Source organism: Acetobacter thailandicus (genome assembly GCF_011516655.1).
Taxonomy (GTDB): Bacteria; Pseudomonadota; Alphaproteobacteria; order Acetobacterales; family Acetobacteraceae; genus Acetobacter; species Acetobacter thailandicus.
Genome location: NZ_WOSV01000005.1, coordinates 166,464 through 190,737 on the forward strand (window position 1 = coordinate 166,464; position 24,274 = coordinate 190,737).

Here is a 24,274-nt window from a genome sequence, read left to right on the forward strand (position 1 = left end):
TCATAGAGGTTTGTTGTGTCAGGCCTTACGGGCTGCGACATAAGCCGCTACTTTTTGCCTTTCAGCCTGGTTCAGATGGAGCCCCAGTTTACTGCGTCTCCACAGAACATCTTCATCTGAGCGTGCCCATTCGCGTTCAATCAGGTAATCGACTTCACGCGAGGTCAGGTCTACGCCCAGCAATTCACCCATATCATCAAGAGACGATGCATCGCCAATGATTTCATAAGCACGGCTGCCATAATTACGCATCAGCCTCCAGGCCAGGCTTTCAGGCAGCCACGGCGCAGCCCGTGTCAGTCGCTCAAGTGCGGCAGCAAAACCGCCCTCACCGATATCTCCGCCCGGCAGAGCCTTTTCAGCAGTCCATGAACGTCCTGCAACAGCTGGCAGAACCGGAGCCAGTTTCTCAAGAGCATGCTCAGCAAGTTTGCGGTATGTCGTAATCTTACCACCAAAAATAGAAAGCAGTGGTGCGTTGTCGCGTGTATCAAGGTCAAGAACATAGTCGCGGGTTACAGCAGATGCATTGGCTGAGGCATCATCATAAAGAGGTCTCAGACCTGCATAAGTCCATACAACATCCTGTTCTTTAATGTTTTTCTTAAAGTAGCGGTTAACGCTGCTGCACAGATAGCTGACTTCTTCAGGCGAAATATCAACTTTACCAGGATCTTCTTTCCAGGCTTCATCCGTCGTACCGATAAGAGTAAATTTTTGCTCGTAGGGAATGGCAAAAACAATACGCTTGTCAGGGTTCTGGAAGATATATGCCTGAGGCCCGTCAAACAGGCGTGGTACGACAATATGGCTGCCTTTAACCAGACGGACCGATTTTGAGTTTGGAAGTTTAAGCGTGTCAGACAGCAAACGAGCAACCCATGGCCCCGCAGCATTGACCATACCCCGGGCCTGCACTGTATAATTCTCTCCGGTTGTACGGTCTTCAAGCTCGGCTTCCCACAGGCCGTTAACACGTTTTGCATTAATCAGGCGTGTCCGTGTACGAATATCAGCACCACGTTCTGCTGCATCCATGGCATTAAGAACAACGAGGCGGCTGTCCTGTACCCAGCCATCTGAATAGATAAAACCTTTTTTGAAGTCGCCTTTAAGAGGTACGCCGGTCGAATGTGTGCTGAAGTTAACAGCCCGCGACTTTGGCAGCGTCATGTTAGAGGCCAGATGGTCATACAGAAACAGTCCGGCCCGCAGCATCCATGCCGGACGATCAGTCTTGGAATGCGGGAGAACAAAATGCATCGGCCAGATGATATGCGGCGCGATTTTTAAAAGGCGTTCACGTTCTGTCAGAGCTTCTCTGACCAGGCGAAATTCATAATATTCAAGATAGCGGAGGCCACCGTGAATAAGTTTGGTACTGGCAGAAGACGTGTAGCTGGCAAGATCATCCTGCTCGACCATCAGGACTGACGCGCCGCGTCCGGCCGCATCGCGCGCAATCCCTGCTCCGTTAACGCCGCCTCCGATGATCAGGACATCGTAAGGGCCAGAGGTGGACGTTGATGACTTTGCCATTTTTCTATCCAGTTCCAAAATTAAAGTATCTTCCTCATCTGTATATTCGTATACGAAAATATAAAAAAGGCAATTTTTCGCTTATGATGAAAGAAAGAATAATTTATTTTCATTTTTTCTTTTCAGAAGAAGCTTTATCCTGCGTCGTGTGCACCGAAACATTGGCCTGAGTGGCTATGGTGTTAAGGTGGTCCGGCAAAGGCAGGTCTGTATAAAGTACATCAATATCAGCAAGATGACCAACACGCGCCATGGGCCGCCGTTTTAATTTTGTGTGGTCCGCCAGTAAGATCACGGTCCGGGCATTGCGAATGATAGCCTGAGCGACATTGATTTCCTCGGCATCGAAATCAAGCAGGGTGCCATCCTCATCTATCCCGCTAATGCCGATGACACCAAAATCAGCCCGGTACTGTTCAATCATATGTGTGGCTGCCGGGCCAATAATACCGCCATCTCTGAGGCGCACTACGCCACCTGTAATTGTCAGGCTACATGCAGGAGCCGGTGTCAGAAGAGAAGCGACATGAATATTATTAGTGATAATTTTTAAAGATTTATGATGGCGTAAGGCCCGGGCAAAAGCCTCGGTTGTTGTGCCGATATTTATAAAGAGAGAGGATCCGTCAGGTATAAGCTGAGCGGCTTTTTTGCCGATAAGGTCTTTTTCTTTGAAGTTAAGAATCTGACGCTCGGCATAATCGATGTTCTCCAGGGGTGACAGTGCCGCCGCACCGCCATGGTGCCTGTTAATCAGGTTTTCTGTCGCCATGAAATTAACATCACGTCTGACAGTCTGCACCGTTACATTAAGCTCAGTCGCGAGGTCTTCGTTGGTAACGTAGCCTCGCTTTTGAACCAGTTTCAGAATGTGCTTTTGTCTTTGTAGTGACTTCGACATCAGGCCATTTTATCCGATGTAATAAGAGCAGTTAAGGCTCTTCCATATCGTGAAAGTCGCGATGGCTCTACTCCCCTGATCTGTTTTAATTCAGTTAGTGATCGCGGAGCGGCGGATGCTATGAGGCGTAATTCGTGGTCAGAAAAAATAACATGAGCCGGAACCTCCTGCTCTCTGGCTTCATCTGCGCGCCATTGCCGGAGTATCTCAAAAAAAGGTTCATTGTCAGTTAACAGGTCTGATGTGGAATCATCTGCGCTGACACTATGAATAGAAAAATGCATCAACCTTTTGATTTTATGGTAAATTTTTTTCAAAAACGTGCAGTTATCACAATGTCCGCAAGGGTGAGGAAAATCCTCTCCCAAATAATGCAGAAGCGTTTGTGTACGACATGATGATGTCTCAGCTATCTTCTGCATTGCGGCCAGACGGTACATCGCCTTATTTTTTTCGTTTTCTGACAAACGCGATATCTGAATACCGTAAGCAGCATGTTTTATATCATTTTTCTTATAAAACAGCAGAGCTGAAGCTTTTTTTCCATCGCGCCCTGCCCGACCTGTCTGCTGATAATAAGCTTCAGGAGAGGACGGCATATCGAGATGAATAATAAATCTGATATCCGGTCGGTCTATCCCCATACCAAAGGCAATTGTCGCGACAATAATTAAGGCCTCTCCTGAACGAAAACGTAAAAGAGCCGCACGCTTTTCAAGAGGAGATAAACCGGCATGATAGGCCAGAGCCGGTAAATTTTTCAGTTTCAGGTCATGTGTAATGCGCGCAGTACGGGCACGATTTTTACAGTAAATAATGCCTGTCATGTTTTTAAAATCAGATAAAACAGATATCAGCTGAGATGTATGAATTTTTTCATTTATAATTTTAAGGTCAATATTTCCTCGGTAACATATTGACCTTAAAATAAATTTTTTAGGTATAGCCAGTATATTACGAATATCATCACAGGTTTTATGATCAGCCGTGGCTGTAAGCGCAATACGTGGCACATCAGGAAAATATTCCTGCAGTAAAGACAGGCGTCGATAGTCAGGCCTGAATTCATGCCCCCAGGATGAAATGCAGTGTGCTTCGTCTATGGCAATGATGGAAAGATGGCACTGGTGCAACCAGGACAGAGTGCGCGTAGCAAGCAGCTTTTCTGGCGAAAGGTAAAGAATATCTATGCGGCCAGAGACAATTTCTTCCTGAGCGGTTGCCAGATCATCTTCTGTCAGGCCTGAATGAAGAGCAACAGCCCGAATGCCCAGATGATTAAGGCTGGCAGCCTGATCGTCCATCAGGGCTGTGAGGGGTGAAATAACAAGCCCCATACCACGTCGGCACAAAGCCGGAATTTGGTAACACAGGCTCTTCCCTCCTCCTGTCGGCATCAGGAGGAGGAGATTATGGCCTTCCATCAGGCAGGTAATCGCCTGGGCCTGTAAGCCACGAAAAGAGTCGCGGCCAAAAACAGTCTTCAGAACTGTTTCTGGCGACGTATTACAAAACCGATTCTGCCAGTTACCGGAAGCCATATGCATGACCAGGTCATGACATGCCGGGATATCATCCGTTATTTAGCAGATAACTCAATCTCAACACGGCGTGCACCTACGGCTGATGCTTCTGTGTTTGAAGGGGGGCGAGGCATCTGCACAACGCGTTGTGCATCAACGCCATCGTCTATAATCTGCTGCCTGACAAGCTTGGCACGCTGAATAGCGAGAAGTGAATCTGCTGACAAATCATTGCCGACACCAGCATATCCTTCGACTTTGACAATGCCTGAAGGATTTTGTCTGGCAAGTGATGCAGCTTCAGAAACGACATTCTGAGCAGCGCTGTCAAGTTCAACTGAGTTGTTACTAAAAAACACAACATATTTACGAGGAGGCTTGCTTGCGCACCCGGCAAGCAAAGATAGTCCCAGTGCAATAAACAGGCGACGCATTAAGTTAATCCTCTTTAAAGGAAATCTAAATCAACTAATGCGCAACTTTGCCTCATTAATGCCATAAGCACAATCATCATTATGACATTGCTTTTATTACTGAGACTATTAATTTTTTTCCTGAACAGCCTGCCCCTTTGAAAGACGCCATATCTGGTCTGGCGTTTCAACACCAGTCAGCCTGTGAGTGACCAGGAGAATTGTGTGATTGGCAGCCAGGGTATTCAGCGTCATCAGAAAGCTTTGCTCTGTCTGCGCATCCAGCCCGGTTGTGGGTTCATCCAGAATCAGGATTGGTGCCTTTGTCAGCAGCGTTCGTGCGAGCGCTATACGGCGTCCCTGCCCGCCTGAAAGTTTCATCCCGCCCTCACCCAGCCAGGTATCAAGCCCTTCAGGTAAGCTGTGAACAACGTCAGCTACGGATGCCTCTTCAAGTGCGGTCCACAACTCATCCTCTGTTGCTTCGGGGCGGCCCAGTAGCAGATTAGCGCGAATGGTATCATCAAAAATATGCGTTGCCTGTGACAGCCAGGCGATCTGCCGGCGCAGAGAATCTGTGTCGATAGCAGAAAAAGGAATGTCATCGAGACTGAGAGTTCCTGATTCTGGTGTAGCCGCCTTTAAAAGCAGGGCTGCAAGGCTTGATTTGCCAATACCTGAAGGCCCAAGGAGGACCGTGTAAGAACCAGCAGAGAGCGTTAAGTTTAACTTATTGAAAATATAGGGCCGGTCCTCTGCCCAGCGAAATTTCAGGTTGTTTATGTACACTGAAGGATTAACAGGAGCGGGTACGAGCGGAAGTGCAGGCCGTTGTACCGGCCGGGCAACTGCGATTTCGACAACACGCTGCGCTGAAGCTCCCATGGCGCCGGCCTGAAGCCCCGCTCTGGTTAACGCACTGATACTTTCAAAAGCGGCTACGGTCAGAAAGAGGCAGACAACGCCAGGAAGTGGCTGGATATGAAAAAAGACAAGGCCGGAAAGTGCAAGCAGAATAAGAAAAATAGCTGACTGACCACAGAAAAACACAGACATACTGGCTAATGATGCCTGACGTATGAGTGAGAACTGCCCGTTTAAGTAAACTGCGTCAGTCTCTTTTATATCCGCCATAATTCGCTGTTCTGCGTTAAATGTACGAATTTCTCTTAAACCACCTGTCAGGTCGAGCACCTTAACACGCAGGGCGGCAAGGTTTGATGCCTGTTTCTGTGCGTCTTTCTGCCCAAGTTTCGCGATACTGTAGGGAATAAGGAAAGCTGCAACAAAAAAGAGAAGGCTAATTAGGCTGCCCAGCAGAAAATTTTGTTTGCAAATGATAAGAATAAGCGCGGAAAATGTCAGACAGGCACAGAAAAAGGGTAAAATAATCTGCAGGTAAAGGCCGTCCAGAGTGCCGATATCTGACACAAGCCGGGAGAGCATGTCCCCTGCCCGTTTAAAGCCCAGTCCTGCTGCGGCACCATCAGCCAGAGACCTGAAAAACCATACACGCAGCTGAGCCAGCACACGAAACATTGCATCATGTGCAAATAAGCGCTCAGCATACCGGAAGAGGATACGCCCGATACCACTCATGCGTAAAAGTGCTGTACTGACAACTATGCTCCCGGTCACGACCCCTGCCAGTCGCAGCCCTGAAAACTGGACCAGAACAAGCCAGCAGCACAGGGCGGCAAGAGCAAGAAAAACACCAAAAATGAGCCGCGGAGCCTGGTCTGACCAGAGATTGAGGATGTATTTTATAGCCTGCCAGGGAGAAAGGTGCACGTCATGGGGTTTATGTTTAGCCATCTGCACGGCTTCCTTTCTGATCATCAGTCATACCATCCCTGAGGTGAATATGTTTCCCTTCAAAGCTCATGGCCGCTGCTGAGTGAGTGGCAAGAATAACTGTTTTGCCTTTAGCCAGTATTTTCAGGCTTTCAAACACATCCTGCTCTGTTAGCGGGTCGAGATGAGCTGTAGGTTCATCAAGCAGTAAAACAGGAGCATTTTTCAGGTAAGCCCGGGCAATAGCAATACGCTGCGCCTGCCCGCCAGAAAGACCAAAACCACCCTCACCTATATATGTTTCCAGCCCGTCTGGCAGCTGAGGTAAGAATGTATCGACAGCAGCGGCCTGAATGGCTGCCGCTAATGCGGCCTCGTTAGCGTCTGGCGATGCGAACAGGATATTTTCACGCAATGTACCTGCAAATAAGACAGGCCTTTGCCCGATTGCAGAAATGATGTGAGAGAGCTTTTCCGGGGGGCAGGTTTCTGTTGGTATATTATTGAACAGAACTGTGCCGCTATCGGGGTAAATAAAGCCCAGCAAAAGCTCAACAATAGTCGATTTCCCCGCTCCCGAGGCACCTGACAGAACCAGGGTTTCACCCGGGTTGACAGAAAAAGATATATTTTTCAGCGTAGTTCCACGTGCCGGATCCCATGTAAAACTGACATTGTCAAAACATATCGAGACATTATGGCTTTCGGTAAGACTATCTACGTCAGAAGAAAATTCTTTTTGTATCTTACTGATATCCATCATAGCTGCCGCAGCACTTTGTGCATGTGCGCGGTCCTGGTAAGCCAGAGCCAGAGAGCGCAGAGGGGCAAAAAATTCAGGCGTGACCAGCAGCGCAAATAACCCGTGAATTAGGGTGACCTGCAAAGCACTTTCCATACCCTGTGCATGTAAAGTGAGAGCTGTATGAGCAGTGATAAGCGTTAATACTATAAAAGCCACAACCATGGCGCAATCGATCGAAGCTGATGAAAGGAAAGCGACCCGCAAAACTTTCATCGTTCTTACACGCAGTTCTTCCGCAGCTGCGCCGATGCGTTGAGTTTCGTCTTCAGCCCGCCCTGCCAGAACAATCGTTGCAATGCCTTTAATCCGGTCAAGAAAGCGAGCCTGCAGACGCACCATAGCCAGAAACTGCTTACGTGATGCAACAGCAGCGCCAATGCCAAAAAGAGCTTGTGCAAAGGGTACGGTCAGGCCGCACAGCCCAAGGATGAGCGCCGCCTGTGGCTGAATACAATAAACCGGTATAAGTATAAGGCAGGGTGCGGCTATCCAGAGCACGGAAGCAGGAAGCCAGCGTGAAAAGAAGCCGTTCAGGGCTTCAACCCGGTCAATCACAGTGGTCGCAAGCACACCGCTGTGAGTCTGACGCAGCAGAGCCGGGCCTTCAGATAAAATAGCAGCGAGAGCTTCTTCCCGCAGGCGCTTTCTGGCCGCAAAGCCGGCTTTGGCTGCGGCAACCTCGCCCCTGGCCATACACAGCCCTCTCAGAACTGACAGTATGACAAAACCAGCCAGATAAGGCACGGGGGATGCATTAACGGGCCCCTGGGTCAGTGCCATAAGAGCATAGCCCAGAAGAGTGGCAACACACCAGGCCAGCCCTACCCCCAGAAGAGAGGAGATCAGTGAGAGAAGAATAACAGGCCTTGCTGCCTGGCGCCCAAGACGTGACTGTGCCTTCGTCCACTGGCGTATTGCTGCTTTTTCGTTGCTCATAACGCAAGCCATTATACGGATATGCTACCAAAGCAACAGCTTCATAAAATTTTTGCAGCTATGCGTTACGGTGTGATGCTTTACACAGCAGAAAAAACGCTAAAAAATGCTTCAATTAAAATTAGTTAACGCGACTCATCCGGATGAAGAAAGATGATTTTATTTGCTATATCATATTTAAATTGTGTGTCAGGCTGACAAAGATTTTTTATGATATGACGGTGCTGCGACGCTGATCAGAGAAAAACAGAACATAGCTGCATTATGACCAGGCTGTTTGAACCTTTAGCCTGTGTCATGGCAACATATCCGGCTGTAAGCGACTTTACCCCTCTTCATGTCTGAAGAATGTCGGTATGCTTGCCTGACAGACACATCGATGATGCTTTAACGGATATAGAAGACGTTCATGGGACCAGCACCAATCCTCCATTTGCAGGATATTTCTTTTACTCTGGGAGGGCGCCCTCTTCTTAATGGCGCAAATCTGGCAGTCACTCCCGGTGAGCGGATATGCCTCATCGGACGTAACGGAAGCGGAAAATCAACGCTTCTTAAAATAGCTGCCAGTCAGCTTTTACCCGATTCAGGCTCTGTATTTCTGCAGCCTGGCGCAACATTACAGTACCTGCCTCAGGAACCTGACCTTTCAGGGCACAAGACAGCGCTGGACTATGTTCAGTCACGTATCAGCGACCCGACAGATTTGTGGCGTGCAGCAGCGCTCCTTGATGCTGTTAACCTTAGCGGAGACAAAGAGACGGCTCATCTTTCAGGCGGAGAAGTCCGGCGTTGCGCTATTGCTGGTGTTCTTGCGGCCTCCCCTGATATTCTTCTGCTTGATGAGCCGACGAACCATCTTGATCTGCCCACTATTGGCTGGCTCGAAAAAGAGCTGATGAGTTTAAATTGTGCGATCGTCATTATCAGCCATGACCATCGCCTGCTCTCCACACTCTCCCGGTCTGTTGTCTGGCTTGACCGCGGTGAAACCCGCAGGCTTGATCAGGGCTTCGATCGTTTTGAAGAATGGCGTGAAGAGTTTCTTGAGCAGGAAAGCCGTGACGCTCACAAGCTTGACAGGCAGATTGAGCGTGAAGAAGACTGGATGCGCTATGGTGTTACGGCACGCCGCAAAAGAAATGTCAGACGTGTGGCTGAGCTTGCTGATCTGCGGAAAAAACGAAGTGAAGCCATTAAAGTGCCCGGTAAATTAACGCTGGATACATTATCAGCCGGAACATCAAGCAAACTTGTCGCCGTTGCAGAAAATATCAGCAAAAGCTGGGGTGATCGTACCATTGTAAATAATCTCGACCTGCGCATTCTCCGCGGTGACAGGTTAGCTATTATTGGTGCAAATGGTGCTGGTAAAACAACGCTCCTTCGCATGTTAATCGGTGAAGACCAGCCTGATTCCGGAACAATTGTTCTGGGGCCTTCCCTTTCTATGGCGTCCCTTGATCAGAAGCGCGAAATGCTTGATCCTGAAAAAACACTCTCAGACACCCTGACCGGTGGTGGAGAGATGATACAGGTAGGCTCGGAAAAACGTCATGTAATTGGTTATATGAAGGAGTTTCTGTTTCGCCCCGAGCAGGCTCGTACTCCGGTCAGTGCCCTCTCCGGCGGTGAGCGCGGACGGTTGATGCTGGCCTGTATTTTATCTCAGCCGTCAAATTTTCTTGTGCTTGACGAGCCAACAAACGATCTCGACCTGGAAACACTGGATTTATTGCAGGATATGCTCGCATCATACCCGGGTACTGTTCTGCTTATCAGCCATGATCGTGATTTTATTGATCGTGTTGCAACGTCTGTACTGACAACAGAAGGCGATGGAAACTGGACCGAATATGTCGGAGGGTACAGCAGTATGCTCTCGCAGATGCGAGCCAGTAGTCAGCCAGCATCTTCTGCGCCGGCAGCGGCCACTCTGCCTCAGACTTCTGCAGCAGCACCTAAACAGGCAGCAAAAAAGCTTAATTATAAAGATCAGTTCAGATTATCTCAGTTACCTCAGGAGATGGCCAAGCTTGAGCAAAAGAAAGAAGCTCTGAAAAATAAGCTTGATGATGTCGATTTATATGCCAGAAACCCGACACAGTTTCAGAAATACTCAGCTGATCTGGAGGCGGTAGAAACCCTTCTCTCCGGGATTGAAGAAGAGTGGCTCGCTCTTGAACTGAAAAAGGAAGAGCTTGAAAATAATTAAGCTCGTTTTGTGATAAAAAAAGGACCTTCTGAAATTATCAGAAGGTCCTTTTAAAAGAGCTGGCTCAGGAAGACTGAGGGCCCGTTTCAGGATAAAGTCTGTACCCGCCACCTTCTGTAATCAGCAAAGATGCATTAGCCGGATCGGGTTCGATTTTTTGTCTCAGGCGATAAATGTGGGTCTCAAGCGTATGTGTCGTCACGGCTGCATTATAACCCCACACCTCATTGAGCAAAACCTGGCGTGGAACAGGGCGTGTACCGGCACGATATAAAAATTTAAGAATAGCCGTTTCTTTTTCGGTAAGGCGGATACGCTTATTTTTTGTCGTTTCCTGAAGGAGTTTAACCGACGGGCGAAATGTATACGGCCCGATCGAGAAAACAGCATCTTCACTATTTTCAAAAAGTCTTAGCTGCGCACGCAGGCGCGCCAGAAGTTCTGCAATACGGAATGGCTTGGCAACATAGTCATTGGCACCGGCATCAAGACCGCGAACAATATCCGCTTCATCATCTGAGCCGGTGAGCATGATAATGGGTACACGCACACCGCTGCTACGCAGCTCTGCGCAGAAATCTCGGCCATCGCCATCTGGTAGTGTGACGTCAAGCAGAATGGAATCATACCGACTGTCAGGCGCTTCCAGTTTACTGCGCGCATCAGCCAGGGAGACAGCTTCTGTTACTGAAAACTCACCATCAATCTGTAGTTGCTCAACAAGAGTTTGCCGAAGTACCTGGTCATCATCAACGATCAGTATGGGACGTGCACCTGTCATAAGTATTGATACCCTTTATGTCGGCTCTTAATTTTTAAAGGACGATCCGAGCCTTTCCGGTCTGGCAGAACCATCTCATGATTTTCCTCTTTAACCAAGAGCGAATACCATATCTGGCTGGTAAAAAAAGGTGTTACCAGAGTGTGGTATCTTCAAAAAAATGTTTTATGCTCCTACGTAATGTGATCCGCCGGTTATAAGTTCAGCCTCAGAAAACTCGGGTGGTACAAGAGCGATGACACTATATCCATTCTCAAGCGAGGGGCGGATATCATCTTCAGCAGAAAGAACACTTATCGCAACGCCTTTCTGTATGACCAGAAAGGGCAGAAGATTATTATTCTCGTGAAAAACAGTATGTTTGTTTTCAGTCGTGACAATAAGCTCCATGAAGTGCCAGCCTTCACTGATAAGTGTTTCAAGCAGTGTGAAGTTCCATGAAGGGTCGCCAAAAACTTTACCTCGGGCATCCCGGCTTAGCCCGCTATACTGGTCGAGGCGCGCAATACCGGGGCTGACCTGGAAAACCCGCTGGTGACCAAAGTGCGGCGCCAGATGAGCACAGACAAGGCCATTATAGATATTATCCGGTGTTGCGCAGATAAGATAATCAGCAGGTCGCTCTTCCAGACTTTCAGCGCCTTCTTCCGAAAGTACTTCAGTCTGAAGTACCGGAATTTTCTCATGCCTGGCCCGCATTAGTTTTTTTTCAGAGCTGTCAACAAGAAGCACGGGCACATTTGCTTTATGTAATGTAGCGGCCAGGTGTGTCGACCAGGTATTGGCCCCAACGATAGCAAGAGCCGGTTCGTTAGACAGTGTAAGTTTCAGGCGCCGCCCCAGCGGCATAAGTGAAAAACCATGTAAAATCATAGTGGAGGCGATAATTGCAAAGACAGCTGGCATAACCTGCCCGGCCCCAGGGTAGCCTGCATCCTGCAGGCGCAGGCCAGCAATACCGGCAACAGCAGCTGCTACGATACCGCGAGGGGCAATCCAGCCAACAAAAATACGCTCAGGCCACGTCAGGTCTGAACGAATAGTTGCCAGCAATATGCCAAGCGGTCTGACCAGAAATAAAACAGCAAGTGTCAGCAAACCAATTGATATAGAAAGATGTGCCAGCTCAGCGCGCTGAAGATCAGCAGTCAGTAAAACAAAGAGAATAGAGACAATCAGTACAACCAGCGCTTCTTTCATGCGCTGAATTTCAGCAAAGCCTGGAATACGCAGATTAACCAGCGCCATGCCAAATACGGTTGAGGCCATAAGGCCTGCACCGTCCATCGCCAGGGTGCCAAGAACAAATAAAACCAGCGCACTGGTAATTAACACCGGAATTTTGAGGATTTCGGGCATCATGTCCCGCACCCAGAGCCAGCGCATGCCCCACGCCGCACCAAACCCGAGCAGGATCATTAATCCCGCACTGAGAATCATATGAGGAAGGATAAAACCAAAAAAAGTGCCTGATCCCTCCCCTGGTCGCATCAGAAGCACTTCAAGCACCAGAGTTGCCAGAATAGCGCCAACGGGGTCATTAATAATAGCTTCCCACCGCAAGAAAGCTGCGACACGGGGGTGTAGCTTAGCCTGTCTGAGAAGCGGTAAAACAACTGTCGGGCCAGTCACAACAATAATTGCACCGAAGAGAAACGCCGCCCCCCAGCTCATAGCGCCAATATAATGCGCGGCAGCACTACCCAGAATAAGATTGATCGGTAGTGCAAATAACGTCAGCCGAATAACACCTTCACCTGATTGTTTGAGCTGACGAAAATCAAGCGCCAGGCCACCTTCAAAAACAATAAGCGCAACGGCGAGAGAGACAAGGGAATGGAAAGCCGGACCAATCATCTTTGTCGGATGTAAAATTTCCAGACCCGGCCCGGCGACAAGCCCCAGTGAAAAGAGCAATACAATAGCAGGCAACCGAAAACGCCAGGCTGTCCATTGTGCGAGCATACTACCGCCCAGAACAAAAAAAATGAAAAGTAGTACACTTTCAGTCATGGCCACCTGTCTTAAACACAGCTCTGCTTTTTAAGCCTATATAAAGATATATTAACTGATGCTTCTTATTTTTGCCAACAAAACAAAAAAAGCCCTCTGTAAGAGGGCTTCGGTAAATAACAAAATTTATATAATATTTTTTATTTAAATCATAAACAAATAATGGTTTTTATAGTGCTGATGTTTTGTCATAATATTACAATTACTCTTTTCTCTCAAGAGTAGCTGCGAAAAACCCATCTGTACCATCACGGTATGGTGTTAATGAAATCATATCACAATCACGCAACGCGTGAGGCAGAGAACTGCTTTGCGGAGCGATGAGTCTGAAATCAGCGTGACGTGCCAGGAAAGATTCAATCTGACGGGTGTTTTCAGCTGATAAAATAGAACAGGTCGCATAAACCATTCTGCCGCCAGGTTTAACAAGAGCTGCAGCTTTATCGAGAATGGCTGCCTGTTTTTCTAGCAGCTCATCAATATCCACCTGCGTCAGACGCAGCCGAGCATCAGGGTTGCGACGCCACGTGCCTGTTCCGCTACATGGTGCATCGACAAGAACACGGTCGAAAGATCCCGCCCTGCGTTTCGTCCATTTGTCACCACTTACCAGCAGGTGGCGTTCAACATTATGTACCCCTGCTCTTCTGAGGCGCTTCACCGCACCGGTCAGCCTTTTTTCAGATACATCACAGGCGGCGATATGTCCTTTGTTTTGCATCATCATGGCAAGAGCAAGCGTTTTACCACCTGCACCGGCACAATAATCGAGAACGCGCATCTCTGGCGCCGGGTCAAGAGCAGCGGCAACCAGCTGGCTGCCCTCATCCTGTATTTCTATACGGCCATCTTTAAACGGCGCTGTCGATGTAACTGAAACACGCCCTTTAAACCGTAAACCCCAGGGAGATAATGGTGTCGGGGTTGTCAGAAAACCTTCCTGCCTGAGTGCTGACTGAGCCTCTTCACGCGTGGTACGTAAAATATTCACCCGCATGTCGAGAGAGGCTGTCTCTGAAAGAGCGGTAAGTTCCTGCTCCAGTGTTTCCCCAAATGTTTGCTGCAGCTCAGGCAGCAGCCAGTCAGGTATTTCGCACCGCACAGACAGCGGCATGGTCTCAGTCACCAGCGCACCGGTTTTCAGACGTGTCAGAACATTACGTTCTGACAGAGATAATGCACCGGCACAAAAACGCCCGTCGGCGAACTGTTCTGTCAGTTCTTTTAGAGTGGTGCCCTGAAAAAGCAGGCAAGCCCCTGCCAGCAGGCGTGGCGTTGGCTCAGCCCCTGCCAGAGACAAATGCCAGCTCAGACGATACCAGCTGCGCATCACATCCCATACGAGAGATGAGACGGCCCGTCGATCTCCGCCTCCGATATAACGCCGTTCACGAAAAAAATCGCTGGCGATGGCATCGGCCGGTTTACGTGAGAGCGTTTTAATCTCAGATAAAAGATCAACAGAGGCTGCGAGACGCGCAGATGGTGTCATAGGTTCAGATCAGTCCCGCTGGTAGTTAGGAGCCTCACGTGTGATGGAAACATCATGCACGTGACTTTCACGCAGGCCTGCGCCTGTAATGCGACGGAAGCGTGCATTTTCCTGAAGGTTTTTAATCTCGTGTGAGCCTGTATAGCCCATACCAGCTTTAAGGCCACCAACAAGCTGATGCACAACAGCGGCCATAGCACCTTTGTAAGGTACACGACCTTCAATGCCTTCAGGCACAAGTTTCAGAGCATCTCTGACTTCCTGCTGGAAGTAGCGATCCGCTGACCCGCGGGCCATGGCACCAAGGCTGCCCATGCCGCGATATGATTTGTAAGAGCGCCCCTGATACAGGAACTCTTCACCAGGAGCCTCTTCTGTGCCAGCCAGCAATGAGCCAACCATCACAACATCAGCACCAGCACCAATGGCTTTAACAATATCGCCTGACGTACGAACACCGCCATCAGCAATCGCAGGCGTATCTTTTTCATGACATGCGATTGAAGTTTCAAGAACAGCAGAGAACTGCGGTACACCAACACCTGCAACAATACGGGTGGTGCAGATTGAACCCGGACCAATGCCGATTTTAATGCAGTCTGCCCCCGCTTCGATCAGTGCAAGCGCGGCTTCTGGGGTTGCAACGTTACCTGCAATAATCTGAATATTCTGATCATATGATTTCAGGCGTTCAACTGCACGCAGCACACCGGCTGAGTGACCATGAGCTGTGTCCACGACCAGAACATCAACTCCGGCCTCAACCAGGCGTTTTGCTCTGTCAAAGCCATCATCACCAACACCGGTGGCTGCTGCACAACGCAGGCGGCCCATGCTGTCTTTGATGGCCAGCGGATAAGCAACAGCTTTATCCATATCTTTAACAGTGATGATACCGATGCAGCGGTTCTGCTCATCAACAACCAGCAGTTTTTCAATGCGGTGTTTATGCAGCAGGTGGCGTGCTGTATCTGCATCAACGCCTTCACGCACCACGACCAGGTTGTCGCGGGTCATAAGCGTATCAACCCGTGAGGTCGGGTCAGTTGCAAAACGCACATCACGATTGGTCAGAATACCAATCAGCTTCTGCGTGTCAGGTTCAATCACAGGCAAACCACTAATGCCATGATGCTGCATAATGGCCTGAACTTCGGCCAGTGTCTGTTCTGGTCCGACTGTAACAGGGTTAACAACCATGCCTGATTCAAAGCGTTTAACACGACGAACGTGCTCTGCCTGTTCTTCAGGTGTCAGGTTTTTATGAATAACACCCAGACCGCCCTGCTGTGCCATCGCAATCGCCATCTGGCTTTCGGTAACGGTATCCATAGCAGCGGAGATCAGAGGGATATTCAGCTCGATAGAGCGTGTGAGGCGTGTCCGCACAGAAGTCTGGCCTGGGACGACATCTGATGCGCAGGGAACAAGCAGCACATCATCAAACGCCAGGGCTTCAGTAACGCGACTATAAGGGGAAAGGGTCATACTACAGGAATCCTTAGCTTAAGATGTCAATTGGGATCACCCGATAGCAGCAGATTTGTGTCTTCAGGCCATCAGACAGATGGCAGCCGGGGATATAATATCTTAACGATAAATACAAGATCTATCTTGTTCGATTTCAGGCATGATGCCTCGTCATGCATACCTTAAAAGCAGGTATAATGTTAATAAAATGCTGATGGCTACTATTCAGATATTGCGTGCTGAGACATAGTGAAGGTGTTTGTTTTTTGATGAAACGTTCATTTTATTAAAAAAGCTTTTATTCATGCAAGCCTCTCCCTCCCGGTCACCAGTACCTTCCGATCATGCAGAATACCCGGAACAAAACTGTTCTGGCATGTCTGCTGGGCCGGGTGTGAAAGTGCCTGACGGCGCCTCGTCGTTCAGGCGGTTCCTGGCTTTTGTCGGGCCAGGCTATATGGTGTCAGTGGGGTATATGGACCCCGGAAACTGGGCCACAGACCTTGAAGGCGGCGCGCGTTTCGGGTTTGTGCTGCTCTCTGTCATACTTTTGTCAAATGTTATGGCTGTCTTACTCCAGTCCCTCTCGGCCAGGATCGGGATTGCTACCGGCTATGATCTGGCACAGGCCTGCCGGGCTTACTTTCCACCTTTTATTAATTTTTTTCTCTGGCTGACCTGTGAAATTGCAATTATCGCCTGTGACCTTGCAGAAGTTATTGGCACGGCCATTGCCCTGCAATTACTTTTTCACATCCCTCTTATTGCCGGAGCCTGCCTGTCTGTACTCGATACGTTTCTGCTGCTTTTACTGCTCAAACTTGGGATGAGATGGCTTGAGGCCTGTGTCATGGCTTTTCTTGCTATTATCGCAGCCTGCTTTGCCATTCAGGTTGTTGCGGCCTCCCCGGCTCTGCCAGCTGTGCTGAAGGGGTTTTTATTTTCTCCGGTCGTGCTGACTAATCAGGATATTTTATACGTTGCGATCGGCATCGTCGGGGCTACAGTCATGCCTCATAACCTATATCTGCATTCAGCTTTAGTGAAAACGCGTGCTTATGCGCAGGATGAGGCCGGTAAGCGCGAAGCTATACGCTTTGCGACACTAGACAGCACCATTGCTCTGACGCTGGCACTGTTTGTGAACGCGGCCATCCTGATTGTATCGGCTGCAGCGTTTCATGGGACAGGACATCAGGATGTAGCCGATATCGGTCAGGCTTATAAACTGATCTCTCCTTTACTGGGGCTTGGTATTGCCTCAACCCTTTTTGCTGTTGCACTGCTGGCCGCGGGCACAAACTCGACAATTACCGGCACGCTGGCTGGGCAGATTGTGATGGAGGGCTTTTTAAAACTGAAGATCCCCCCCTGGTTAAGGCGTCTTGTAACGCGTGGCCTGGCTCTTATCCCTGTTTTGCTCGTTATTTTATTATATGGAGAGAAAGGCACCACCTCACTTCTTATCCTCAGCCAGGTGGTTCTCTCCATGCAGCTGCCTTTTGCTGTTATTCCTCTGGTGATGTTTGTTTCTGACCGCAAAAAAATGGGCAGCTTTGTAATATCGAAGAAAGTTTCATGGCTGTCATGGGCTGTTTCAGCCATCATCCTCGCGCTTAACTTCAAACTGCTGTACGATACCGTTTTTTAAAGGTAAGCGCCTGCAAAAGCCTGGCGTATCGCAGACGCAGACGTTGTTTTGCTGGCAATGAGCAGCTGAAGCAGAATACGGGCTTTATGTGGCGATAAATCACATGATACATTAAAACCGCGGATATCGTCAGAGACTTCAATATTGCGTTTTACCAGACCACTGCCAACGCGGCTGGCACGTATAACATGCACACCCTGCGCGACAGCCCGGTCGAGTGCTGCGAGTGCTGTATCTGATGCATTACCGTCACCTATGCCGGCAAGAACAATACCTTTCACACCGTCAGCCAGAGCATGGCAAATCAGGCGATCGTCCATATTGCTATGGGCATAAATAATATCAACACACGGCAGGCTCTCATGTTCTGGTAAACTGAACAGAGGTACCGGTGGCGCGGCAGGTGTTACAAAGTAAACTCTGTCCGTATCAACATAACCTGCAGGCCCGCCATTGACAGACGTAAATGCATTCACTTCTGAGGTGTTAATTTTACTTACTGTACGGGCATCATAAATGGTTTCATTAAAAACCACCATAACACCCCGCTCACGGGCTTTGGGGCTGGCTGCAACTTTCAGGGCGTGAGAGATATTAACCGGACCATCTGCACCGGGGGCACCACCCGGGCGCATTGCACCGGTCAAAATCACCGGTTTCTGACTTTTAGCAACGTGCTGCAGAAAAAAAGCCGTTTCTTCAAGCGTGTCTGTACCATGAATAATGACGGCGGCATCAAAGTCCTCCTGCTCAAATGCCTGCATTATACGACGTGCAAGCGCAAACCAGAGCGCATCATTCATATTCTGGGAGCCAATGCTGGCAATCTGCTCAGCATGAATATCTGCCGTTTCCGGCAGATTGGGTACGTGATGAAGCAGGTCCTGAACAGACACATTGCCAGCATCATAACCTGAGGCTGAGCGGGCGTTCATCTGCCCGGCAATTGTGCCGCCTGTGGCTAAAATCAAAATACGGGAGGGTGGTGAGTGCTCAGTCATTATCAGGCGCCTGCTACAGGTGTTACTTCTGCAGCTTATAGCCTGTCTTATTTTTTTCGTTAAGTCAGAGCTGAGCGTTAACGCCTGATGCTGATTATCTGGTTATCTGACAGGATCAAAAAAGTTTATGGGTTTAAGAGCAGCCTGACAGCAAAGAACACAAAAACCAGCCCTGTCAGCGTGTCAAGAATACGAATAATAGCAGGTCTGGCCAGAAAACGGCTCAGAGAAACAGCCATAATGACAAGAGTAAAATACCACAGCAACGTCAGAATAACCTGCACAATCAGAAGCAGGAATGAATATGACAGCACACTAACGCCAGGCGGAATAAACTGAGGGAACGCAGTCAGGTCAAACACGCCGACAAGAGGGTTCAGAGCAGTTGTTAATGCCCCCCTCTGAAAACCAGACCAGAAAGCCTGAGGCGTATAGCCACCATGAGCTTCAGCCTGCTGAGGGTGTGCTTTCAAAACATTTATAAAAAGCCTGACCGCGAGATAAAGCAGATACCCTGCACAGGCCCACTCCAGCCCCAGGAAAAGCGGTCGGGAAGTTGAGATCAGAGCACTCAGACCAAAAGCAGTCCCAAATCCCCATAATGTCAGGCCTGTTGCTATACCCAGCACAGCGCCTGTTGCCGTTGTGCGCCCCACACTGATACCCAGGCGGATAACCAGTGCGGTTTCGGTGCCGGGAGTCAGAACAAGAATGCCCCAGGTCGTGGCGAATGCCAGAACAGGCAACAGAAATTGAGGCATTATTATTTAAAGTCTCCCGGCAATTTTATTTTTATTAAGTGTATTGTTTTGATAGGTTGTCTGCGCAGCCATAATAGAATTTTTCTCATTTTACCAGAGGAGGCCATGTGCTTTCTGGTATGAGTATTGCAGAACAGATGGATGAATACTGCACGCAAACCACATCCGTCTGATAATCGATGCGACATATCTCAAAGCACACAGAACGGCAGCCTCCCTGCTTAAAAAAGGGCTTTTCCCGCCATACCGGGCGAACCAAAGGCGGTCTGAACGCAAAACTCCATGCCGTGTGCGATGGCCAGGTCAGTGACTTCAGGGGAGCAGATGTTCTTCTGGCTGATCTGCCAGACGAGACAGAAGAAATCACCTGTGACCGGATACAGACAGCAACAGGATCAGGCTGTCTCTCGCAGACCGGCATATCACCGCCTGTATCCCGCTGAAGAAGAACCGGAAATTAAAACCGCCTTACGACTGCCCACTAGTGTAAAAAGCGCCATCTGATCGAAAATATATTTGCAAAGCTCAAAAACTGGCGACGTGTCGCAACATGATATGACCGCTGTGCTTATACATTCATGTTCGCAATTAATATCGCAGCAACCGTCCTCTTCTATCTTAACGAATGAGGCATGAGCCTGACTTTAAAATTTTATTTTGCATAAAAATAACGTGCTGATGTTTGTGCAGGCTATGGCTATATGTGCATGTTGCACCCTGACAAACATTGAGTATGCTGAAAGCTCTCTATCAGGCTACAGGGGAGGCTTTAATATGCCACCATCATTTCGTTCATCGCGGCGCAACGTGCTTGGAGTTATATGCAGTATAACTGCAATAACGTCCCTGCCCCCGGCCATGGCAGAATCTTACAGACCAGGAAAAACAAATTTGCCACGTATTGGCATTATTGGTTCCGGGCAGGTAGGCGGCACTCTTGGGCGTTTATGGGCACAGGCTGGTTATCAGGTTATGTTCTCATCCAGAGAGCCGGAATTACTGCAGGATGTCGTTGCAAATGCCGGTGCAAATGCACGGGCGGGAGATGTAGCACAGGCAATAGCTTTTGGTGATGTCATTTTACTGGCTGTTCCTTATGGGGCTGAGCCGTCTATTGCAGAAAAATATAGTAAGGTACTCGCTGGTAAAATACTGATTGATGCTGATAACGCCTACCCTTATCGGGATGGTGCCGTGGCTGAAAAAGCCCGTAGTTTTGGTGTCGCCAAATATTCGGCCCAGCTATTTCCCGGCACGTTATTTGTACGGGCATTTAATTCAGTTAATGCCAGCAGTCTGACTGATGGTGGCGGTGGCGACACAGAAGTTCTGTATAGTTTTACAAACGATAAAGCCGGTGAGGTTGCCGCTCAGCTGATTAAAGCGACCGGCTGCGTACCTGTGCGTGGCCATGATCTCTGATAAAACACCGGGGCCTTTTACTCTCAGATTTTGTAAAGCCATTAATGCTCATCCGGGTGAAGTGAGCGCGTGCCTCTGGGGGTTTGGGCTTTTTTTCTTTCTTTTTACCGGCTACGCAGTTTTGCGCCCGGTGCGTGATGCTATGGGCATTGCCAGCGGGCTCCATAATCTGCAATGGCTGTTTAGCTCTACCTTTATCGTTATGCTGCTGGCTGTACCCCTTTATGGATGGCTTAATGCCCGCGTGGCTCGCGCGCAGTTTATTAACTGGGTTTATAGTTTTTTTGCTCTCAACATGCTTGGCTTTGCATGTTGTCTTTTTCTGTGGCCTGCCAGCCTGTGGGTGGCACGGGCATTTTTTGTCTGGTTGTCAGTTTTTAATTTATTCGTTGTATCCGTCGCCTGGAGTCTGATGGCGGATATATTCAGAAAAGAGCAGGCAGGCCGTCTTTTTGGTTTCATTGCCAGCGGCGCCAGTATTGGCGGTATTACCGGACCCGTTGCCGGGGCACTACTCGTCAGTATTGTATCACTACCAGGGTTAATGGTGGTTTCAGCGTTCCTGTTAGGAGGCTCCCTGCTGACTAAGTCACGTTTAATGGCGTGGCGTACCAGCCAGGAGAATGAGGAGGAGTGTGAAGCACGTTACCGCCCGGTAAGAGGTAACCCTTTTGCTGGTTTCACGATGGTCATGCGTTCACCTTATCTGTTGTGTCTTGCTGCTTTTGTTATGCTGTTAAGCACATCATCGACTTTTCTTTACTTTGAACAGGCCAGATTAGTAGCTGTTACCTTCCCTTCACGAGTGGAACAGGTGCGTGTTTTTTCAATTATTGACAGCGCTGTTCAGGCCCTTTCTCTGCTTTGTCAGGTAGTAATAACCGGACGCTTTGCACATCGTTTCGGTGTCAAAGGCCTGCTGACCATTGCACCATTGATTATTACGGCAGGGTTTCTGCTGCTTGCAATATGGCCGGTGTTTGTCATGGTCGCGACTGTTATGGCGGTAAGACGTGTGAGTGAATATGCGTTTATTCGCCCCGGGCGTGAAATTTTGTTCACGCCAATGCCGGCAGATGTAAAATATCGTGCAAAAAGCTTTCTCGATACCGTAGTATACCGTGCGGGTGATGCCGTCAGTGGCTGGACTATCGCTGCGATTACCGCCGTTTCGCAAAGTTCTGTCGTCGTCTCCCTTGCCGGTGCTGCGCTGGCTTTTATATGGGCCGGAACAGGATATTTTCTTGGCGGACAGGATGATCAGTCTTTCCGCTTAGAAAAGGAGAGTACATAGCGTAGCACAATACAGCTAAGCTCTTGTATACACAGCATCAGTCGCTATGGATTGCACTGGTATATGTACGAGAGTGGTCAGGGCCATTTTGAAGATGATTCTCGAAAATCTGACAGATATTAGTTTTTTTGTTCAGCTGGTTCAGGCTGGTAGTGTCAGTGCGACAGCAAAGCGGCTGGGTGTCTCTGCCCCTGCTGTATCGCGCAGGTTAAGACGCCTTGAAGAGCGGCTGGGTGTAACACTTGTTGTGCGTAATACGCGACATTTTCATCTGAGTGACAGCGGACAGCTTTATTATGATGGTGGCGTAAAGCTTGTTGAGGGTACAGAACACCTTGAGGCCGAAATTATGCAGTCTAACCGTCTCTTACAGGGGGCGTTAAGCATAGGTGCACCACTTGAGCTGGGGCGTAACAAACTGGCACCCTTCATAGCACATTTTGGTAGCGAGCACCCCGACCTTCAGCTCAGTCTCGCTGTTGCTTCTGAGGGGTCATATGATTTTGGCGACTATCTTGATCTGATTATTCGCCTGGGCATGCCTGAAACATCCGGTTCTATTGTTACAAAACTTGCATCAACGAACAGAGTGCCCTGTGCCTCCCCAGAATATATTGAACAATACGGTCAGCCTCAGACGCCTGAGGATTTAAAAAAACATACCTGCCTGTGTTTACGGCGTTATAAAACGATGGAGCCGTTAAATCAGTGGATACTGGAAAATAAAAATAGCTCACATGTGGTGGTGGTGACGCCAAGGCTTAGCAGCACAAGTGCTGAAATTGTGCATGACTGGGCACTGTCAGGCAAAGGTATTGCCTATAAATTACTATGGGATGCGCAGGATAATCTCAATAATGGCAGCCTGATAAGGATTTTGCCTGAATTTCAGGGAGAAACGGTCTCTCTTTATGCTGTCCTGCCTTCCCGTGAGCATGTTAAAAGCAGCGTTCGGCTTCTTCTTAAAGAAATGAAGAAATATATAAAATCACTATAATATATCCAGGCTCAGGACACATTCTTTAAGATTGCTTACATATAAAAGTATGAGCGCAGCGATCGTATCGTGTTGCCACTCGTCGCCAGCCTTTGAGCTTTGCGAACATGTTTTCGATCAGGTGACGCTTTTTATACAGATGCCAGTCGTAAGGTGGCTTTGATTTCCGGTTCTTTTTCGGCGGAATACAGGCTGTGATAGTGCGTTCTGCAAGCCATAACCTGATCCTGTTGCTGTCTGTATCCGGTCACAGGTGATTTCTTCTATCTTAGCGGGGAGATCTGCCAGCAGCTCATCGCGTGAACTGCCCCGCAGCGTAAGGCTCAGGATCTTCTGATGATGATTACGTATAAGCCTGACAACCGGCTTCACAACACTCATCTGCCGTGTTTCGTCACGGCAGATGACAAGATCTCCCGGACGTAGTGCTTCAATCGCACGCGCCCCTGTTAGGGGCAGAACAGAGGTGTCCGCCACAAAATAGTGCGAAGGCAGTGGGGGAACATCCCTCTCTCTTATGAGCGGGACTTCATTTTCAGATTTTCTGGTCTTATTGAGTAATTTCAGTCTGTTACCGCCAGAATAATATCTTTACCCAAACTACCCGTCAGGATGCTCATCGCATCCTGTATAGCTTCGGAATACTGGCTAACCGTTACATGCCCAGGAAGTGCAACACCACTGAAAACCCATCTGATTTTTACCAGAGAAAGCCATTATCATAACATAAAAAATACTATTTCATTTTATTCAAACTTTACTGGTACAAAACAGGATTTATCAAATCCTACATGATGCTCATCAAAAATATGGTTCAATTTTTGCCAGTACAATGCATCATCATCTGATGTCTTCCACTCATCCCAGAAGGCTTGTCCAGCACCGGACAAATAATACTGATATGTAGACCATACTGCTCCTCCTTCAGCTATATTGGGAGACTGTTCTGCCATCTGCTCAAAGATATTTTTCGCTTCTTCAGCCGTATCATACTCGTCAAAGTAGGCGATCCATATAAGACCAGACTGCATCATCCTGTATGCAAGATCTAGGCTCAGGACCTATTAATTTATTGAACTGAGCGAGAGATTGTGATTCACAGGCTTACCGATGGAGGATGAGCCTGTGAGTGACGTATTTTTACTATCTGAGAGTCAGATGAAGCGGATTGAGCCGTTTTTTCCTCTTGCACACGGCGTGCCCCGCGTGGATGACCGGCGTGTTCTGAGCGGGATCGTTTATGTGATCCGCAACGGGCTTCAGTGG

General features: G+C 48.7%; 21 protein-coding genes. 7 read left to right on the forward strand and 14 right to left on the reverse strand.

Annotated features, from left to right (window positions below; translation table 11 throughout):
• Positions 1-18: 18 nt before the first annotated feature.
• The 6 genes from glpD to cydD all read right to left on the reverse strand — a co-directional run bounded on the left by glpD (position 19) and on the right by cydD (position 7,911).
• Positions 19-1,539, reverse strand: a complete 1,521-nt coding sequence (glpD, locus tag GOB58_RS08680) for a glycerol-3-phosphate dehydrogenase (protein WP_173559925.1) — start codon at positions 1,537-1,539, stop codon at positions 19-21.
• Positions 1,540-1,648: 109 nt separating this feature from the next.
• The gene (locus tag GOB58_RS08685) at positions 1,649-2,440 is read right to left on the reverse strand and encodes a DeoR/GlpR family DNA-binding transcription regulator (RefSeq protein WP_086555532.1); all 792 of its coding nucleotides are present in this window, start codon (positions 2,438-2,440) and stop codon (positions 1,649-1,651) included.
• A complete protein-coding gene (locus GOB58_RS08690; RefSeq protein WP_242005279.1) occupies positions 2,440-3,987 on the reverse strand; it encodes a RecQ family ATP-dependent DNA helicase in 1,548 nt (515 codons plus the stop codon). The genes GOB58_RS08685 and GOB58_RS08690 overlap by 1 nt, the downstream gene beginning before the upstream one ends.
• A 32-nt stretch (positions 3,988-4,019) precedes the next feature.
• Positions 4,020-4,397: an OmpA family protein gene (locus tag GOB58_RS08695; RefSeq protein WP_086555533.1), complete on the reverse strand. Its 378-nt coding sequence runs from the start codon at positions 4,395-4,397 to the stop codon at positions 4,020-4,022.
• 108 nt (positions 4,398-4,505) lie between these two features.
• Complete coding sequence (cydC, locus tag GOB58_RS08700) at positions 4,506-6,191, reverse strand: thiol reductant ABC exporter subunit CydC (protein ID WP_173559926.1); 1,686 nt, start codon at positions 6,189-6,191, stop codon at positions 4,506-4,508.
• Complete coding sequence (cydD, locus tag GOB58_RS08705) at positions 6,184-7,911, reverse strand: thiol reductant ABC exporter subunit CydD (protein WP_173559927.1); 1,728 nt, start codon at positions 7,909-7,911, stop codon at positions 6,184-6,186. The genes cydC and cydD overlap by 8 nt, the downstream gene beginning before the upstream one ends.
• Positions 7,912-8,320: 409 nt before the next feature.
• Here cydD and GOB58_RS08710 point away from each other — a divergent pair, with 409 nt between their 5' ends.
• A complete protein-coding gene (locus GOB58_RS08710) occupies positions 8,321-10,126 on the forward strand; it encodes an ABC-F family ATP-binding cassette domain-containing protein (RefSeq protein ID WP_086555536.1) in 1,806 nt (601 codons plus the stop codon).
• Between the two features lie 64 nt (positions 10,127-10,190).
• Here the strand turns inward: GOB58_RS08710 and GOB58_RS08715 are convergent, their stop codons facing one another.
• From GOB58_RS08715 to guaB, 4 genes are all read right to left on the reverse strand, one after another.
• The gene (locus tag GOB58_RS08715) at positions 10,191-10,907 is read right to left on the reverse strand and encodes a response regulator transcription factor (RefSeq protein WP_086635305.1); all 717 of its coding nucleotides are present in this window, start codon (positions 10,905-10,907) and stop codon (positions 10,191-10,193) included.
• A 165-nt stretch (positions 10,908-11,072) separates the two neighbouring features.
• Positions 11,073-12,920 (reverse strand): cation:proton antiporter, encoded by a 1,848-nt coding sequence (locus GOB58_RS08720; protein WP_173559928.1) that lies wholly within the window; start codon positions 12,918-12,920, stop codon positions 11,073-11,075.
• Positions 12,921-13,122: 202 nt separating this feature from the next.
• On the reverse strand, positions 13,123-14,412 hold the full coding sequence (locus tag GOB58_RS08725; protein ID WP_173559929.1) for an RsmB/NOP family class I SAM-dependent RNA methyltransferase: 1,290 nt from the start codon (positions 14,410-14,412) through the stop codon (positions 13,123-13,125).
• Between the two features lie 9 nt (positions 14,413-14,421).
• The gene (guaB, locus tag GOB58_RS08730) at positions 14,422-15,900 is read right to left on the reverse strand and encodes an IMP dehydrogenase (RefSeq protein ID WP_086635302.1); all 1,479 of its coding nucleotides are present in this window, start codon (positions 15,898-15,900) and stop codon (positions 14,422-14,424) included.
• 358 nt (positions 15,901-16,258) lie between these two features.
• Here guaB and GOB58_RS08735 point away from each other — a divergent pair, with 358 nt between their 5' ends.
• Positions 16,259-17,533, forward strand: coding sequence for an Nramp family divalent metal transporter (locus GOB58_RS08735; protein ID WP_242005280.1), 1,275 nt, complete (start codon positions 16,259-16,261; stop codon positions 17,531-17,533).
• Here the strand turns inward: GOB58_RS08735 and GOB58_RS08740 are convergent.
• On the reverse strand, positions 17,530-18,534 hold the full coding sequence (locus tag GOB58_RS08740; protein ID WP_173559931.1) for an asparaginase: 1,005 nt from the start codon (positions 18,532-18,534) through the stop codon (positions 17,530-17,532). The two genes, GOB58_RS08735 and GOB58_RS08740, sit on opposite strands and share 4 nt — an antisense overlap.
• 125 nt (positions 18,535-18,659) lie before the next feature.
• Entirely contained in the window at positions 18,660-19,295 is a 636-nt protein-coding gene (locus GOB58_RS08745) for a LysE family translocator (RefSeq protein WP_173559932.1), read from the reverse strand.
• A gap of 179 nt (positions 19,296-19,474) precedes the next feature.
• Between GOB58_RS08745 and GOB58_RS12955 the strand changes: the two genes are divergently transcribed.
• From GOB58_RS12955 to GOB58_RS08765, 4 genes are all read left to right on the forward strand, one after another.
• The gene (locus GOB58_RS12955) at positions 19,475-19,738 is read left to right on the forward strand and encodes a hypothetical protein (protein ID WP_198911782.1); all 264 of its coding nucleotides are present in this window, start codon (positions 19,475-19,477) and stop codon (positions 19,736-19,738) included.
• Positions 19,739-20,069: 331 nt separating this feature from the next.
• Positions 20,070-20,717: an NADPH-dependent F420 reductase gene (locus GOB58_RS08755; protein ID WP_173559933.1), complete on the forward strand. Its 648-nt coding sequence runs from the start codon at positions 20,070-20,072 to the stop codon at positions 20,715-20,717.
• Positions 20,707-22,011: an NTP/NDP exchange transporter gene (locus tag GOB58_RS08760; protein WP_173559934.1), complete on the forward strand. Its 1,305-nt coding sequence runs from the start codon at positions 20,707-20,709 to the stop codon at positions 22,009-22,011. Before GOB58_RS08755 ends, GOB58_RS08760 begins: the two co-directional genes overlap by 11 nt.
• A gap of 94 nt (positions 22,012-22,105) precedes the next feature.
• Positions 22,106-23,008, forward strand: a complete 903-nt coding sequence (locus tag GOB58_RS08765; RefSeq protein WP_086555546.1) for a LysR family transcriptional regulator — start codon at positions 22,106-22,108, stop codon at positions 23,006-23,008.
• A 117-nt stretch (positions 23,009-23,125) separates the two neighbouring features.
• Here the strand turns inward: GOB58_RS08765 and GOB58_RS13105 are convergent, their stop codons facing one another.
• The gene (locus GOB58_RS13105) at positions 23,126-23,485 is read right to left on the reverse strand and encodes a Hint domain-containing protein (RefSeq protein ID WP_242005281.1); all 360 of its coding nucleotides are present in this window, start codon (positions 23,483-23,485) and stop codon (positions 23,126-23,128) included.
• A 269-nt stretch (positions 23,486-23,754) separates the two neighbouring features.
• On the reverse strand, positions 23,755-24,042 hold the full coding sequence (locus GOB58_RS08775; protein ID WP_173559935.1) for a hypothetical protein: 288 nt from the start codon (positions 24,040-24,042) through the stop codon (positions 23,755-23,757).
• Positions 24,043-24,133: 91 nt separating this feature from the next.
• Here GOB58_RS08775 and GOB58_RS08780 point away from each other — a divergent pair.
• Positions 24,134-24,274: transposase (locus GOB58_RS08780; RefSeq protein WP_173559936.1), on the forward strand; the 141-nt coding region annotated here is incomplete at its 3' end.

Coding starts and splice junctions, on each gene's coding strand:
- GOB58_RS08735 (WP_242005280.1), top strand. CDS start 16,259: ATGTCTGCTGGGCCGGGTGTGAAAGTGCCTGACGGCGCCTCGTCGTTC.
- GOB58_RS08720 (WP_173559928.1), bottom strand. CDS start 12,920: ATGACTGAAAGTGTACTACTTTTCATTTTTTTTGTTCTGGGCGGTAGT.
- GOB58_RS08710 (WP_086555536.1), top strand. CDS start 8,321: ATGGGACCAGCACCAATCCTCCATTTGCAGGATATTTCTTTTACTCTG.
- GOB58_RS08695 (WP_086555533.1), bottom strand. CDS start 4,397: ATGCGTCGCCTGTTTATTGCACTGGGACTATCTTTGCTTGCCGGGTGC.
- cydD (WP_173559927.1), bottom strand. CDS start 7,911: ATGAGCAACGAAAAAGCAGCAATACGCCAGTGGACGAAGGCACAGTCA.
- GOB58_RS08690 (WP_242005279.1), bottom strand. CDS start 3,987: ATGCATATGGCTTCCGGTAACTGGCAGAATCGGTTTTGTAATACGTCG.
- GOB58_RS08765 (WP_086555546.1), top strand. CDS start 22,106: ATGATTCTCGAAAATCTGACAGATATTAGTTTTTTTGTTCAGCTGGTT.
- GOB58_RS08760 (WP_173559934.1), top strand. CDS start 20,707: ATGATCTCTGATAAAACACCGGGGCCTTTTACTCTCAGATTTTGTAAA.
- GOB58_RS08745 (WP_173559932.1), bottom strand. CDS start 19,295: ATGCCTCAATTTCTGTTGCCTGTTCTGGCATTCGCCACGACCTGGGGC.
- GOB58_RS08775 (WP_173559935.1), bottom strand. CDS start 24,042: ATGATGCAGTCTGGTCTTATATGGATCGCCTACTTTGACGAGTATGAT.
- cydC (WP_173559926.1), bottom strand. CDS start 6,191: ATGGCTAAACATAAACCCCATGACGTGCACCTTTCTCCCTGGCAGGCT.
- GOB58_RS08740 (WP_173559931.1), bottom strand. CDS start 18,534: ATGACTGAGCACTCACCACCCTCCCGTATTTTGATTTTAGCCACAGGC.
- glpD (WP_173559925.1), bottom strand. CDS start 1,539: ATGGCAAAGTCATCAACGTCCACCTCTGGCCCTTACGATGTCCTGATC.
- GOB58_RS12955 (WP_198911782.1), top strand. CDS start 19,475: ATGCGACATATCTCAAAGCACACAGAACGGCAGCCTCCCTGCTTAAAA.
- GOB58_RS08755 (WP_173559933.1), top strand. CDS start 20,070: ATGCCACCATCATTTCGTTCATCGCGGCGCAACGTGCTTGGAGTTATA.
- GOB58_RS08685 (WP_086555532.1), bottom strand. CDS start 2,440: ATGTCGAAGTCACTACAAAGACAAAAGCACATTCTGAAACTGGTTCAA.
- GOB58_RS08725 (WP_173559929.1), bottom strand. CDS start 14,412: ATGACACCATCTGCGCGTCTCGCAGCCTCTGTTGATCTTTTATCTGAG.
- GOB58_RS08715 (WP_086635305.1), bottom strand. CDS start 10,907: ATGACAGGTGCACGTCCCATACTGATCGTTGATGATGACCAGGTACTT.
- guaB (WP_086635302.1), bottom strand. CDS start 15,900: ATGACCCTTTCCCCTTATAGTCGCGTTACTGAAGCCCTGGCGTTTGAT.